This window comes from Ancylobacter sp. GW821-FHT10E12, assembly GCF_058809335.1.
Genome location: NZ_JBXASN010000005.1, coordinates 18642 through 32828, shown reverse-complemented (window position 1 = coordinate 32828; position 14187 = coordinate 18642). Strand labels below are relative to the sequence as shown.

Genomic DNA, 14187 nt, shown 5'->3' with positions numbered 1-14187 from the left:
GTCAGGTGCGGGTGATCGACAGGCCGCCATCGACCAGATGCGCGGTGCCGGAGACGAAGGAGGCATCGTCCGAGGCGAGGTAGAGCACCGCGCGGGCGATCTCCTCCGGCCCGGCCACCCGCTTCAGCGCGTGCAGCCCGGTGATGAAGCCCTGTGCCTCCGCGGTATTGTTCTTCTCGCGATACATGTCGGTATCGACCGCGCCGGGCAGCACCGCATTCACCCGTACGCCGGCCGGCCCGTATTCGGCGGCCAGAACCTGGGTCAAGCCGATCAGGCCGGATTTCGACGCCGCATAGGCCGCGGTGCCGGGAAAGCCGACCGAGTAGCCGACGAAGGTGGAGGTGAACACCACCGAGCCGCCGCCGTCCTTCAGCATCTGCGCGATCTGGTGCTTGGCGCCGAAGAACGCGCCGGTGAGGTTGATCGCCAGCGTGTCGTTCCAGCCGTCGGCGGAGACGCCGACGCTGTCGCCGCCCTCGCCCAGCGTGCCGGCATTGTTGAAGGCGATGTCGAGCCGGCCATAGCGCTCGACCGCCAGCGCCACCAGCGCCCGCGCATAGTCTTCCGAGCGCACGTCGCCGGCCAGCGCGGCGGCCTCGCCGCCGGCGGCGGCGATCTCGGCGACCAGGGCGTCCAGCTCCTCCTTGCGGCGGGCGCCGACCACCACCCTGGCGCCCTCCTTCGCGAACAGCCGCGCGGTGGCGCGGCCGATGCCCGAGCTGGCGCCGGTGACGAGCGCGACCTTGTCCTTGAGACGAGCCATGGAAATTCTCCTCGGAAATTCTGTTCGGAAATTCTGTTCGATTGCCTGCGGCCGTCTGCCGGAAAGCTCCGGCCGGCCTGTTTCGTCGATGAGTATGGCGATGCCGCTGCGTTCGGATTAGCCTGCAAATAGTGAACCTGATGTCCGGGAATGCCGAACGATGAAGCTCGATGGCATCGCCGCCTTCGTCGCCGTGGCCGAGGCCGGCTCGATCAGCGAGGCCGCCCGCCGGCTGCGGCTGTCGAAATCGGTGGTGAGCGACCGGCTGGCCGAGCTGGAGCGCCGTCTCGGCGCCAGCCTCATCCACCGCTCGACCCGCAAGCTCTCGCTGACCGAGGACGGCGCGGCGTTCCTGGAGCGGGCCTCCGGCGCGCTGCGCGACCTCGACATGGCAGCGGCCGATCTCGCCGAGCGGCGCGGCACGCTTGCCGGCCCGCTGCGCCTGTCCGCCCCGGTCACCTTCAGCCGCCTGCATCTCGGCCCGGCGCTCTACCCGTTCCTCGCCCGCCACCCGCACATCGAGCTGACGCTGGAGCTCGACGACCGCCGCATCGACGCGCAGGCGGAAGGCTATGACGGCGTGGTGCGGCATGGGCCGATGCATGATAGCCGGCTCGTCGCCTGGCGCCTCGCCCGCAGCCGGCGGGTGCTGGTGGCGGCGCCTTCCTATCTGGCGCAGCACGGGTCGCCGCGCTCGCTGGCGGCGCTCGACGGCCATCGCGGCATTTTCTACACCCATCGCGGCATTGCCGACTGGCGTTTCGTGACGGCGGAAAAGACCGTGCAGGTGCGCGGCCAGGTCGCGTTGCGGGTGAACAATGGCGAGGTGATGCGCGACGCCGCCATGGCCGGGCTCGGCATCGCCCTGCTGCCGCTGTTCATCGCCGGCCCGGCCATAAGGGCGGGAGCGCTTCAGCTGGTCGAGGTCGGCGCCGTCACCGAGCCGGAATTCATCTATGTCGCCCATCCCGAAGGGCGGCTGCCCTCGGCCAAGCTGCGCGCGCTTGCCGATTGCCTGCGTGCCGCCTTCGGCGATCCGCCCTATTGGGAGCTCTGATCCGGGCTCCCGGCGGCTGGCCGCCCCAGTCGTTCATTGACTTTTCTGCCGTAACGTCACACCACACCGCCCGGCCAGCGGGCCGCGGGGATAGAGCCATGCAGCGCTTGTCGACCGAGGACATACCCACCCATCAGCGCCTCGCCTTCATCCACGACGTGGTGGGCCGGCACGCCGCGGGCATGACCTTCAATCCGGTCGACCGGACCCGGTTCCGCGCCTGTTTCTCCATCTTGCCGCTCGATCGGCGTGTGCTGGTGAGCGAGGCCGGCTATGACGCCTTCACCGCGGCGCGGCCGCGCGAACTGCTCGCCGACGGCCGCGACGACTACCAGCTGCTGATCAGCCGGGCCGGCTTTGAAACCGAGATCGACGGCGGGGCCACGCTGAATGTCGGGGCCGGCGATCTGCTGGTCGTCGACCAGGGCGTGCGTTTCGTCACCCGGTCGCCGGCCAGCCGCTACGAGGTGATGATCCTGCCGAAGCGCGAGTTGGCCGCGCTGGTGCCGGGGCTCGGCGCGCGGGCCTATGGCGCCGTGCGTCGCGGATCGCCCGGCCTCGGCCTGCTGGCCGGCTATGCCGAGCTGCTCCGGCGCGAGCCGCCGCCAACCCCGGCGGCGGAAAGGCTGGCGGCCGACCATATCCTCCGGCTGGCGGCGCTGACCCTCGCGGCCGACCCGGCCGAGAGCGCGCGCGAGCACGGCTCGACGCTGGGCATGGCCCGGCTCGCCCTGTTGAAGAAGCACATACTCGCGCGGCTGGACGACCCGGCGCTCGACATCACCGCGATCGCCCGCCGTCACGGCATATCGCCGCGCTACGTGCAGCGGCTGTTCGCGCAGGAGGGCACCAGCTTCTCCGATTTCGTGCGCGCGGAGCGCCTCGACCGGGCCTTCCGGCGGCTGGGTGAACCCGCCGGCGGGCAGGCGATCGCCGCGATCGCCTTCGAGGCCGGGTTTTCCGACTTGTCGACCTTCAACCGCGCCTTCCGTCGCCGCTACGGCTGCACGCCCTCCGACGTGCGGGCGCAGGCGATTCGCGCACGGCAGGGCTGATCCGCGCACAGAAGGGCTGATCCGCGCGCGACCGGGCCGGCCGGGGCCGGTTCGCCGCACGCCCAGTTCGTGCGCGCGGTGCCGAGACCGCGTCCGGCGGTCCCGCTACCCAAGGCACCCCTGTCCCTCCAGCGAGTGCCCTTCCATGTTCCGTCTGTTTTTCCGCCTGCGGGCGGGCGCGGCCGCCGCCGTGCTCGCGCTCGCCCTTCTCGCCGGCCTGTCCGCCCACGCCATGGCGCTGACCGCCCGCGAGGCCGCGAAGGTCGTCGATCTCATCGACAGGCTCGACCCGGAGCTCGGCCCGCTCGCCTATGACGAGGAGACCGCCGACGACTGGTTCGCCCGCGACGCGGCCCTGGACGGCCTCATTGTCAAGGCCGGCTTCAGCCGCGCCAGCTGGCGCGCCGCCTTCGACGCCACCATTTGCGGCTATCTCGCCGCCATCCCGCAGGACTCGGTGGATGCGCTGTTCGCGCAGATGCGCCGGCGTCTGGAGCATTCCCCGCGCCTGACGGCGGAGCAGCGCACCGCCGCCGCCGCCTTCATCGAGATGGAGCAGGCGAGGTTCAGCCGCCTGCGGGCGGCGGGACGCGCCGACGTGGCGGTGGTCCAGCCCTTCGCGCCGCATCTGCGTCGCCTGCTGCCGCAGGCGGTGGTCAGCGAATGAGCGGCCTCATTTCGCGTCGTCGTCTCCGCTGCCGGCGACGGGCGTCTCGGCAACGGGCGTATCGGCGCCAGATGTCTGAGCGGCGGGCGTCCCGGCGACGGGCGTCTCCGCCACCTCCGCCACAGGCGCCCCAGCCACAGGCGCCCCAGCCACAGGCGTGCCCGAAACAGGCGTCTCGGCCACGGACGTCGCGGCAACGGCAGTCGGAGCGGCGGGAGTCCCGGCGGGAAGCTCGACGAGCGGCGCTTCTTCGACGATGGTCGCTTCGGCAAGGGGTGCTTGCGCAGCGGGCGTCCCGGCGACGGCGCTCCTAGCGATCGCCGTCGCGGCCGCCGGGGCGTTGTCGCCCTTGCGCGGCCAGTTGTGCGACAGCACGAAATCGGAGATGCGCGGAGCGATCTCGGCGCGGAAGCGCGAGCCGTTGAACACCCCGTAATGGCCGACGGTGGGCTGCAGGTAATGCGCCCGCTTGTCCTCGGGCAGGTTGACGCACAGCTTGTGCGCCGCCCGGGTCTGGCCGACGCCGGAAATGTCGTCGTTCTCGCCCTCGACGGTCAGCAGCGCCACGTTGTGGATGGCGCCGGGGTCGACCCTCTCGCCGCGATGGGTCAGCGTGCCCCTGGGCAAGGCATGGTCGATGAACACCGCCTGCAGCGTCTGCAGGTAATATTCGGCCGGCAGGTCCATCACCGAGAGATATTCGTCGTAGAACTCGCGGTGCTTGGCGGCGGAATCGCCGTCGCCCTTGACGAGGTGGCGGAACATGTCGGCATGCGCCTGCAGGTGCCGCTCCAGGTTCATGCTCATGAAGCCGTGCAGTTGCAGGAATCCGGGATAGACCTGCCGCATCACGCCGGGATGCGGCCAGGGCACCGTGGTGACGACGTTGCGGCGGAACCAGTCGAGCCCGCGCGCCTGCGCAAAATCGTTCACCGCGGTGGGGCTCTCGCGGGTGTCGATCGGCCCGCCCATCAGCACCATCGAGGCCGGCACGTCGGGATCGCCCTTGGCCTCCATCACCGCCACCGCCGCCAGCACCGGCACCGCCGGCTGGCACACGGCGAGCGCATGCACGCCGCCGCCGAGATGGTGGAAGATGTCGATCAGGTAGTCGATATAGTCGTCGAGGTCGAACCGGCCCTCGGCCAGCGGCACGGTATGCGCATCGGCCCAGTCGGTGATGTAGATGTCGTGGTTCGGCAGCAGCGTCTCCACCGTGCCGCGCAGCAGCGTCGCGTAATGGCCCGAGAGCGGCGCGACGATCAGCATGCGCGGCTGCGGCCGGCGCGGCGGGCGCGCGAACACCCGCTCGAAATGCAGCAGACGGCAGAACGGCTTCTCCCATACCGTCTCGATCTTCACCGGCACCTTTTCGCCGCCGACCGTCGTGTGGTCGAGGCGCCAGTCCGGCTTGCCGTAGCGGCGGGTGGTGCGCTCGAACATCTCGAAGCCGGCGAGCAGCGTGCGGCCGAGATCGGTATGGCTCAGCGGGTTGGCCGGGTTGCGGTAGTACAGCCGCCCGACATCGGCGAAGGCGCGGAACGGATCGAGCGCCGCCTGGCCCATCTCGAACATCCAGTACAGCGGCTTGGAGAACACCGACGCCGCTTCCAGCATGTCCTCCGGCGTCCCTGCGGCTTCCACCACGTCGGGCACGTCCCCGAATACTCCGATCGCCATGCGCGTCTCCGATTCTGAAACATATCCCGTGGCCGGGTTGCCGGGCCGCGGGTCACCCCGGCCGTGCGTCGGCAATTCCCGCTCCCCGATCCGGTTCCCGCAATGGCGAAAAGACCGGCGGAGGCATTGTGCACTGCAACACAAATAGACCGTTTCCGCTCCGCGTCAACGAATCAGCGCATTCCCGCCGCGCCCAGCTTGACTGTATAGAGGGGTAAGTGAAGGAAACCCTATGCCACTTTCGCTGGAACACCCCATCGGCGAGCGCTTCTTCGGCCTCCGGCTCGACACGCTTATCCGCTTGCGCTGGCTGGCGATTTCCGGCCAGACCGCCGCTATCGTCGTGGTGCAGTGGCTGCTCGGCCTCACCGTTCCGGTGGGCGCCTGCCTGGCGGTGGCGGCGCTTTCCGCATGGCTGAACCTCGCTTTGCGGCTGCGCAGCCCCGGCGCGCGGCGGTTGTCCAATACCGAGGCGACCTGGCTGCTGGCCTATGACATCCTCCAGCTGGCCGCGCTGCTGTTCCTCACCGGCGGCCTCGCCAATCCCTTCGCGCTGCTCTTCCTCGCCCCGGTGCTGATCTCCGCCACCGCGCTGTCGCCGCGCTCGACGCTGCTGCTCGGCCTGCTGGCCGGCGGGCTCGCGGGGCTGGTCGGGCTGTGGCAGATGCCGCTGCCGTGGAAGCACAGCGACGCGCTCGGCGCCGGTCCGTGGCTGCCGCCGCTCTACCTCGCCGCCATCTGGAGCGCGCTCGCCGTCGCCATCGCCTTTATCGGCGTGCATGCCTGGCGCGTCGCCGAGGAGACGCGCGAACTCTCCGAGGCGCTGGCCGCCACCGAGCTGGTGCTGGCCCGCGAGCAGCATCTCTCGGCGCTGGACGGGCTGGCGGCCGCCGCCGCGCATGAGCTCGGCACCCCGCTCGCCACCATCACCGTGGTCGCCAAGGAGCTCGCCCGCGCGCTGCCCGCCGACAGTCCCCATGGCGACGACATCCGCCTGCTCGGCGAGCAGGCCGAGCGCTGCCGGGCGATCCTGCGCCGGCTCACCACGCTGGATGCCGGCGCGGCGCCGTTCGACCGCATGCCGGTCTCGCACATCCTGGAGGACGTCGCCGCGCCGCACCGCCATTTCGGCATCGATGTCGAGGTGGCGCTGCCCGCCGCGCCGTTCGGCTCCCATGCCGCCGAGCCGGTGATCGCCCGCAATCCCGGCCTGCTCTACGGGCTCGGCAACATCGTCGAGAACGCCGTCGACTTTGCCGCCGGCCGGGTCGACATCGCCGCCGACTGGACCGAGCGCGACCTCATCGTCACCGTCAGCGACGACGGGCCGGGTTTCCCGACCGAGCTCATCGACAGCATCGGCGCGCCCTATGTCACCAGCCGCGGCCGGCATCGCTGGCGGCGCGAGGAGGCGGGGGAGGGCCGTGGCGAGGGCCGGGGGGAAGGCGAGGCCGGCGAGGCCGGCGAGCAGGGACTCGGCCTCGGCCTGTTCATCGCCAAGACGCTGCTGGAGCGCTCCGGCGCCGAGCTCGCCTTCGTCAACCTGCCGGCGCCCGGCCATGGCGCGCAGGTCAGCGTGCGCTGGCCGCGGCGCCTCATCGACATTTCCGACCGCGACGACGGCGAGGCGCCCGTGCCGGCGTGACCGTCGCGGCGATGCCGTTGCCGCCATGACAAGCCATTTCGTCGCGCTATAATGACGCGACGCTGGGCATCGCCGGCCGGGCAGTGTAGCGTTGGACAAAAGACAAAGGCCTTCGCGCCGCCGCGGCGGCACAAGGAAGCCCAGTTCGGAAAACGCCATGCTCGACGCCACTGCCGATACGCCCGACCGCTCGCTGCTGATCGTCGACGACGACCGGCCCTTCCTGCAGCGCCTGGCCCGCGCCATGGAGATGCGCGGCTTCGCGGTGGTCACCGCCGAGACGGTGGCCGACGGCCTCGCCCGCGTCGAGGGCGGCCCGCCCGCCTATGCGGTGGTGGACATGCGGCTCGGCGACGGCAACGGGCTCGACGTCATTTCCGCCCTGAAGCGGCGCCGGCCGGAGGCGCGCGGCATCATCCTCACCGGCTATGGCAACATCGCCACCGCGGTGAATGCGGTGAAGATCGGCGCGGTCGACTATCTCGCCAAGCCCGCCGACGCCGACGACATCTGCGCGGCGCTGAACGCGCAGGGCGACTACAAGCCCCAGCTTCCCGAGAACCCGATGTCGGCCGACCGGGTGCGCTGGGAGCATATCCAGCGGGTCTACGAATTGTGCGGGCGCAACGTGTCGGAGACGGCGCGCCGCCTCTCCATGCACCGCCGCACCCTGCAGCGCATCCTCGCCAAACGCGCGCCGCGCTGAGTTTCAGCGTTCGCCCGCGGGCTCCCGCGCGGCGATCACCGCGCTCACCTCCACCACGCTGGAAAACCGGCCGTCGGGCGCCAGCCCGGCCAGCGCCGCCCGCAGCTCGGCCTCGAAGGCGTCCCGTCCGGTGCCGAGCGCCGCCGGCGAGGTCACCGAGCGCGATAGGGCGAGGCCGACGAGGCTGTCTATGTCATGGCGCCGCTCGACGATGCGGCCGATGCGTTCGAGATGGCGGAACGGCGAGTGCAGCAGCACCGCCTCGTGCGGCACCCAGCCGGCGCCCTTTCGCCGGCGCTGCTCGGCAGCGCGCTCGGGTGCGAAGCGCTCGGCGAGCGCCTCCATCGGCCGGCGCCAGTCCGGGGCGGCGAAGATCAGCCGGTCGCCCATCAGCACCACGGCGCCGCCGGGCTCGATCAGCCCGTCGAGCGCGTGCAGCGTCGCCACCCGGTCCATCCAGTGGAAGGCGCGGCCCATCACCACCGCGCGGAAGCGCCCGAGCGTGCCGCCGAGCCGGGTGGGCGCCAGGTCGTAGGACGAGCCCGGCAGCAGCGTCAGCGCCACGCCGGCCTTGCCGGCGGCGATGCGGGCGGCCTCCAGCATGGCGGGCTCGGGGTCGATGGCGGTGACCTCCAGCCCCAGCCCGGCGAAGGCGATCGCCAGCGGCCCCGGCCCGCAGCCGAGGTCGAGCAGCCGCTCGCCCGGCTCCAGCCCCAGCCGGTCGGCCACGGCGGCGATGAGGTCGGGCGGGTAGGGCGTGCGGTAGCGGCCGTAATAATCCACCGTCGAGCGGAAGCGGTCGGCCTCGAACGGCACGGTCTCAGGCGCGATGGAGATCGGGGCGGCGGCTGGGAGCGGGGCGGCTGGGAGCGGGGCGGCGGATGATGAGGCGGCGGTCATGCGGCGAACCTCCGGCGGCGGGTCATCGCCCGCAGGCGATATCCCCAGAAGCGATGTTCTGTCGCCAGCCTCGCGCGCAATCGTGACCAAGATACGTCGGCAGGATACGTCGGGCAGGATACGTCCTGACCCCGGTACGTCCCGACCCGGATGCGTCGGGACGTTGCCGCGTCCCTCACACCCTGAGCCCGTTCTCCTGCGCAAGCTCCTTCAACCCGCGCTCGGGGCGGGCGCCCATGTGGCTGATCACTTCCGCCGCGCACAGCGCGCCAAGCCGCAGCGATTCCTCCGGCAGGAAGCCGCGCGAGAAGCCGTGCAGGTAGCCGGCGGCGAACAGGTCGCCGGCCCCCGTCGTGTCGACCACCCGCTCCACCGGGAAGGCCGGCACGGCCACCAGCTCGTCGCCCGTCACCGACAGCGCTCCGAGCTCGGAGCGCGTCACCACCGCGCGGCGCGCGTCCTGGCGCAACTGGGCGAGCGCGGTGTCGAAATCGGCGGTCTCGTAGAGCGATTTCAGCTCCGTCTCGTTGGCGAAGACCAGGTCGACGACGCCCTCGCGCATCAGCTTGAGGAATTCGCCGCGGTAGCGGTCGACGCAGAAGGCGTCGGACAGCGTCAGCGCCACGCTCCGCCGCGCCTCGTGGGCGATGGCGGCGGCGCGCAGGAAGGCGGCCTTGGCCGGCGGCGGGTCCCAGAGATAGCCTTCGAGATAGGTGACGGTGGCGCCGGCCACCGCCTCGGCGTCGACATCGCCGGGCGAGAGGTCCTGCGCCGCGCCGAGATAGGTGTTCATGGTGCGCTCGCCGTCCGGCGTCACCAGGATCAGGCAGCGCGCGGTCGCCGCCCCGGCCTGCGCCGCCGGGGTGCGGTAGGCGACGCCGGCCGCCGATATGTCATGGCCGAAAATGCCGCCGAGCGCGTCGTCCTTCACCTTGCCGATGAAGCCGGCCCGTCCGCCCAGCGCCGCGACGCCGACCATCGTGTTGGCCGCCGAGCCGCCGGAGATCTCGATGCCCGGCCCCATGGCGGCATAGACCGCCTCGGCGCGGTCTTCGTCGATCAGCGTCATGCCGCCCTTGCGCATGCCGTGGCCGGCGAGGAAGTCGTCCTCGGCGCGGGCGAGAACATCGACGATGGCATTGCCGAAGCCGATCACATCGAGCGTTTGCGCGGTCACGTTCGGGCCTTTCGCGTGGGGATGGGGTGCGGGGACGGGGTGCGGGGACAGCTTCCTTGCCGGTAGCAGAGCTGGCGCGCGCCCGCAACGCCCGGAGGGGCCGGCGGCCGATGGCACGGCGGCGGAGAGCGGCCCGCCGGTGGTTGCCGGGGGCGCCCTCGTCGCTGCCGGCGACGACGGGCCGGCCTGCTCGCGGGGTCGAGGGTGTCGAGGCGGGGCGCAGAGTGTGTGTGGGCGATGGCGGCGGGGATCGCGCTGCTCGCAGCCACGCGGCATGGAGCCGCGTCGGTACCCCGACATGGATCACCGCCGGCCCCCGGCGTCCGGTCGGCGCCCGCGCCCTTCGTGGCGAGGCCGTTGCGGATCAGCGAGACCTCTCCGACTGCCACGACCCAGGCGCCGCCATCTTGCCACCCCGGCCACAGGTCACGGCGACGCACGCCACCGCCGCACCTGCCACAACCGCACCTGCCACCGCCATCCCGGCCGCTTTGCCCGCTACCCGCCCTCGCCGTGGCCGGCGACGGGCTTTCGCCGGCCGGCGCTTGCGGCTATTGCTGGCGCCGTCCCTTCCGCCCGGCAATGCCATAGTCCTGGTGCCCATGTCCCTGCTGCGGCACGCCTCCACCGTCGTCTCGCTCACCCTCGCCTCCCGCGTGCTGGGCTTTGCCCGCGACGCGGCGGTGGCGGCCCTGTTCGGCACCGGGACGGTGGCGGATGCGGCGGTGGCCGGCCTTGCCATTCCGCAGCTGGCGCGGCGGCTTCTGGGGGAAGGCGCGCTCAACGCCGCCATCCTGCCGCGCCTGCCGGAGTGGAACGCGGCTGCTGAAGGGCATGGCGCGCATCAGGAGCATGGCGCGCCGGATGCCGCCTCCCGCTCCGGCGCGCTCATCCTCGCCTTCACCCTCGCGAGCACCCTGCTCGCCGCCCTGCTCGCCCTGTTCATGCCGCAGGTGACGGCGCTGCTGGCGCCCGGATTCCTCGACGACCCGGCGCGGGCGCAGGGCGCGGTGCTGGCCGGGCGGATCGCCGTCGCGTGCCTGCCGCTCGCCGCCTGCGCCGGGGTCGTCGCCGCCCTCGCCAACGCGGCGGGGAGGGTGACGCGCCCGTCCTTCGCCCCGGCGGTCGGCAATGTCGCGGTGCTGGCGGTGGTGGGATTGCTGGCGCTCTCCGGCGCCGGGCATGGCGCTACCGCGCTGGCGTGGCTGGCGGTGGCGACGCTGGCCGGCGCACTCGCCCAGCTCATGGTGATCGGCGCTGCCTGCCCATACCCGCTGCACGCGATGCGGCCCGGCCGCGCCGCCTTCCTCGCGGCGCTGCCGGTGCTGGCGGCGGCGGCGCCGACGCTGTTCGCCGCCGCGCTGCCGCAGCTGCGCATCCTGGTGGCCAATGCGAGCGCCTCCGGGCTCGATGGCGGCGTCTCGGCGCTGTTCTATGCCACGCGCCTGGTCGAGTTGCCGCTCGGCCTCGTCGGGGCCAGCGCCGGGGCGGTGCTGCTGCCGGCGCTCGCCGCCGAAGGCGCGCGGCGCGCGCACCTCGGGCAAGGCGGATTGGCCGGGCAAGGCGGACCGACCGGGCAAGGCGGACCGACCGGGCAAGGCGAACTGACCGGCCGGGGACTTACAGGCCGGGGACTTGCCGCCGCGCTGGCCCTCACCGCGCCGGCGGCGGCCGGTCTCGCCCTGCTGGCCGAGCCGATCGTGCGCATCCTGTTCCAGCGCGGCGCCTTCGACGCCGGCGCGGCGGCGCTCACCGTGCGGGCGCTGGAAATGCTGGCCTTCAGCCTGCCGCTGCAGGCGATGGAGCGCATCCTCGCCACCGCCGCCTTCGCGCATGGCTTCGGCCGCCTCGTCACCCGCGCCAGCCTCGCCGGGCTGCTGCTCGGCGGCCTCGCGGGCTTCGCCGCCGTCGGCCCGCTCGGCCTTGCCGGCCCGGCGCTGGGGGTGATGGTCTCATCCCTGATCTCGCTCGCCGGCCTGTGGGTGGCGCTCGCCCGCGCCGGGCTGGTGCGGCCCGGCGGCGAGGACTGGCGGCGGCTCGGCTTCTGTCTGGTGGCGACGGTGCTGATGGCGCTGCCGGTCGCCGCCGGGGCGCGGCTGCTCGAAGCCCCGCTCGCCGCCGGCGGGCTGCACGGCGCCGCCGCGCTGGCGGCGCTGGTGCTGGCGGGCGTGCTCGCCTATGGGCTCGCCGCCCGCGCCTTCGGCCTGCTGCCGCGCCGGCCCCGCCGGCGGTGAGGCCGCGGACCGCCCGCCCCGCATGTACCGCCCCGCATGTGCCGCCGCACCTTGCGCGGCTCTGCCTTGCATGCCATGACGCGCGTCCGGCGCGCCGCCCCGGCGGCGTGTCGCGAGCGAGATCCACCGAGCATCGAGGATGCCATGGAAGTCCAGCAGCGCGTGTTTTCCGGCGTGCAGCCGACCGGGAACCTGCATCTCGGCAATTATCTCGGCGCCATCAAGCGTTTCGCCGAGCTGCAGGACAGTTTCGACTGCCTCTATTGCGTGGTGGACATGCACGCCATCACCCAGGACGTGCGCGTGTGGGGCGGCCCGGCCGAGCTGACGCGCAACATCCGCGAGGTGACCGCCGCCTATCTCGCCGCCGGCATCGACGCGAAGAAGCACATCGTGTTCAACCAGAGCCAGGTCGCCGGCCATGCCGAGCTCGCCTGGGTGTTCAACTGCGTCGCCCGCCTCGGCTGGCTGAACCGCATGACCCAGTTCAAGGAAAAGGCCGGCAAGGACCGCGAGAACGCCTCGGTCGGCCTCTACGCCTATCCCAACCTGATGGCGGCCGACATCCTGCTCTACCACGCCACCCACGTGCCGGTGGGCGAGGACCAGAAGCAGCACCTGGAGCTGACCCGCGACATCGCGCAGAAGTTCAACAACGACTTCGCCTCCACCATCGCCGGGAACGGCTTCGGCGACAGCTATTTCCCGCTGCCCGAGCCGCTGATCGGCGGCCCGGCGGCGCGGGTGATGAGCCTGCGCGACGGCTCGAAGAAGATGTCGAAGTCGGATCCGTCCGACCTGTCGCGCATCAACCTCACCGACGATGCCGACGCCGTTGCCTCCAAGGTGCGCAAGGCCAAGACCGATCCCGAGCCGCTGCCGACCGAGATCGACGGGCTGCAGGGCCGGCCGGAGGCGGAGAACCTGGTCGGCATCTATGCGGCGCTGTCCGGCACCACCAAGGAGGACGTGCTGGAGAGCTTCGGCGGCGGCCAGTTCTCCACGTTCAAGGGCGCGCTGGTCGACCTCGCGGTGGCGCGCCTCGGGCCGATCGGCAGCGAGATGAAGCGGCTGGTCGCCGACCCCGGTCATATCGACGCGGTGCTGCGCGACGGCGCCGAGCGCGCCCGCGCCATCGCCGAGGTCACCATGCGGCAGGTGAAGGACATTGTCGGCTTCGTGCGCTGAGGGCGGGCGGCGGACGGCCATGTCTCCGTCGCCGGCGCATCCAGCTCTCCCGTCATCCTGAGGTGCGCGCCACCGGCGCGCCTCGAAGGACGCGAGCCGCCGATGACGCGAACGGCCTTCTTGCTCCGAGGGTGCGCGTGCTTCGAGGCCGGCCTCGCGGCCGGCACCTCAGCATGACGGCGTGGGATAGGCCTGGCCCGCTTACATGGCGGGCGAGCGGCCGGCGGAGGCGTTCTGCCGTCCCGTCCCCCGCGTGCCGTCCCCAGCCCTTCCGTCCTCCACTCCCGCTAGGCACGCCCCCCGCTCCCTGTGATAGAACCTCCGCGTCCGGGCGCTCTGTCGCGCTCCGGCGGGGAGGGGGAGGCCGCCCATGCCGCGCAGGCGCCAGAGCCATGAGCCCGGCCATCGCCGCAAGTTCCTCGTGGTGGTCGACGATACGCCGGAATGCGACCGCGCGGTCTATTACGCCGCCCGCCGCGCCGCCCGCACGCAGGGCCAGGTGGTGATGCTGGCGGTGCTGGAACTGGCCGACGTGCAGAGCCAATGGCTCGGCGTCGCCGACCTGATGCGGGCCGAGGCCACCGACAAGGCGCAGGGCAAGCTCGACCAGTTCGCCGCCCGCACCCGCAGCCTGTCGGGCATCGAGCCGGAGCAGGCGGTGCGCGAAGGCAAGATCGCCGAGGAGATCCTGAAGCTCATCGAGGCGGACGAGGACATCGCCATATTGGTGCTGGCCGCCGGCACCGGCAGCGAGGGGCCGGGGCCGCTGGTCTCGGCGCTGGCCTCCGGCCTGTGGAGCCACCTGCCGATCCCCGTCACCATCGTGCCCGGCGCGCTCTCCGACACCGAGATCGACGCGCTGGCGTGAGGGCGGGGCCGCTTTGCGGCGGCCTGGCGCCGGGCCGCTCTGCGGCAGTTTCGCGCAACGCCGCGGGGGACGGGTTCCATCCCCGCCCGGCGGATCGTCCGTGCTTCGTCCTGCCGGTCCTCGGCCTAGAGGTTGCAGGTCTTGAGTATTCCGTCGACGGCGCTTGCGCGATCCTCGTGCCGGCAGGGTGACGACCTGCCCCAGCACGCCGAGCGCGATGCCGGATTTCGCGGTTCCCACCGCA

The 14187-nt window shown here is 72.2% G+C and carries 11 protein-coding genes and 1 pseudogene; 8 read left to right on the top strand and 4 right to left on the bottom strand.

Translation table 11 applies throughout. The features are described 5' to 3' along the window. Position 1: 1 nt before the first annotated feature. The gene (locus AC1RU4_RS07935) at positions 2–766 is read right to left on the bottom strand and encodes an SDR family oxidoreductase (protein ID WP_492890519.1); all 765 of its coding nucleotides are present in this window, start codon (positions 764–766) and stop codon (positions 2–4) included. 160 nt (positions 767–926) lie between these two features. On the opposite strand from AC1RU4_RS07935, the gene AC1RU4_RS07930 reads away from it, so the two are divergent. The 3 genes from AC1RU4_RS07930 to AC1RU4_RS07920 all read left to right on the top strand — a co-directional run bounded on the left by AC1RU4_RS07930 (position 927) and on the right by AC1RU4_RS07920 (position 3545). After that, complete coding sequence (locus tag AC1RU4_RS07930; RefSeq protein ID WP_492890518.1) at positions 927–1823, top strand: LysR family transcriptional regulator; 897 nt, start codon at positions 927–929, stop codon at positions 1821–1823. A gap of 98 nt (positions 1824–1921) precedes the next feature. Further along, complete coding sequence (locus tag AC1RU4_RS07925) at positions 1922–2878, top strand: AraC family transcriptional regulator (RefSeq protein WP_492890517.1); 957 nt, start codon at positions 1922–1924, stop codon at positions 2876–2878. 145 nt (positions 2879–3023) lie between these two features. Further along, complete coding sequence (locus tag AC1RU4_RS07920; protein WP_492890516.1) at positions 3024–3545, top strand: hypothetical protein; 522 nt, start codon at positions 3024–3026, stop codon at positions 3543–3545. Between the two features lie 366 nt (positions 3546–3911). On the opposite strand, the pseudogene AC1RU4_RS07915 reads toward AC1RU4_RS07920, so the two are convergent. After that, positions 3912–5225: pseudogene (locus AC1RU4_RS07915) on the bottom strand (polyhydroxyalkanoate depolymerase); the annotation flags it as partial. A 232-nt stretch (positions 5226–5457) separates the two neighbouring features. Here AC1RU4_RS07915 and AC1RU4_RS07910 point away from each other — a divergent pair. Then, positions 5458–6870 (top strand): ActS/PrrB/RegB family redox-sensitive histidine kinase, encoded by a 1413-nt coding sequence (locus AC1RU4_RS07910; RefSeq protein ID WP_492890515.1) that lies wholly within the window; start codon positions 5458–5460, stop codon positions 6868–6870. A 157-nt stretch (positions 6871–7027) separates the two neighbouring features. Further along, entirely contained in the window at positions 7028–7576 is a 549-nt protein-coding gene (locus AC1RU4_RS07905; RefSeq protein WP_492890514.1) for an ActR/PrrA/RegA family redox response regulator transcription factor, read from the top strand. 3 nt (positions 7577–7579) lie between these two features. On the opposite strand, the gene AC1RU4_RS07900 is transcribed toward AC1RU4_RS07905, so the two are convergent. Beyond that, the gene (locus tag AC1RU4_RS07900) at positions 7580–8476 is read right to left on the bottom strand and encodes a class I SAM-dependent methyltransferase (protein ID WP_492890513.1); all 897 of its coding nucleotides are present in this window, start codon (positions 8474–8476) and stop codon (positions 7580–7582) included. A gap of 175 nt (positions 8477–8651) precedes the next feature. Then, complete coding sequence (locus AC1RU4_RS07895) at positions 8652–9653, bottom strand: adenosine kinase (RefSeq protein WP_492890512.1); 1002 nt, start codon at positions 9651–9653, stop codon at positions 8652–8654. Between the two features lie 602 nt (positions 9654–10255). On the opposite strand from AC1RU4_RS07895, the gene murJ reads away from it, so the two are divergent. From murJ to AC1RU4_RS07880, 3 genes are all read left to right on the top strand, one after another. After that, a complete protein-coding gene (murJ, locus tag AC1RU4_RS07890) occupies positions 10256–11887 on the top strand; it encodes a murein biosynthesis integral membrane protein MurJ (RefSeq protein WP_492890759.1) in 1632 nt (543 codons plus the stop codon). A gap of 144 nt (positions 11888–12031) precedes the next feature. Then, on the top strand, positions 12032–13075 hold the full coding sequence (trpS, locus tag AC1RU4_RS07885; protein WP_492890511.1) for a tryptophan--tRNA ligase: 1044 nt from the start codon (positions 12032–12034) through the stop codon (positions 13073–13075). A 370-nt stretch (positions 13076–13445) separates the two neighbouring features. After that, the gene (locus tag AC1RU4_RS07880) at positions 13446–13943 is read left to right on the top strand and encodes a universal stress protein (protein WP_492890510.1); all 498 of its coding nucleotides are present in this window, start codon (positions 13446–13448) and stop codon (positions 13941–13943) included. Positions 13944–14187: the final 244 nt, after the last annotated feature.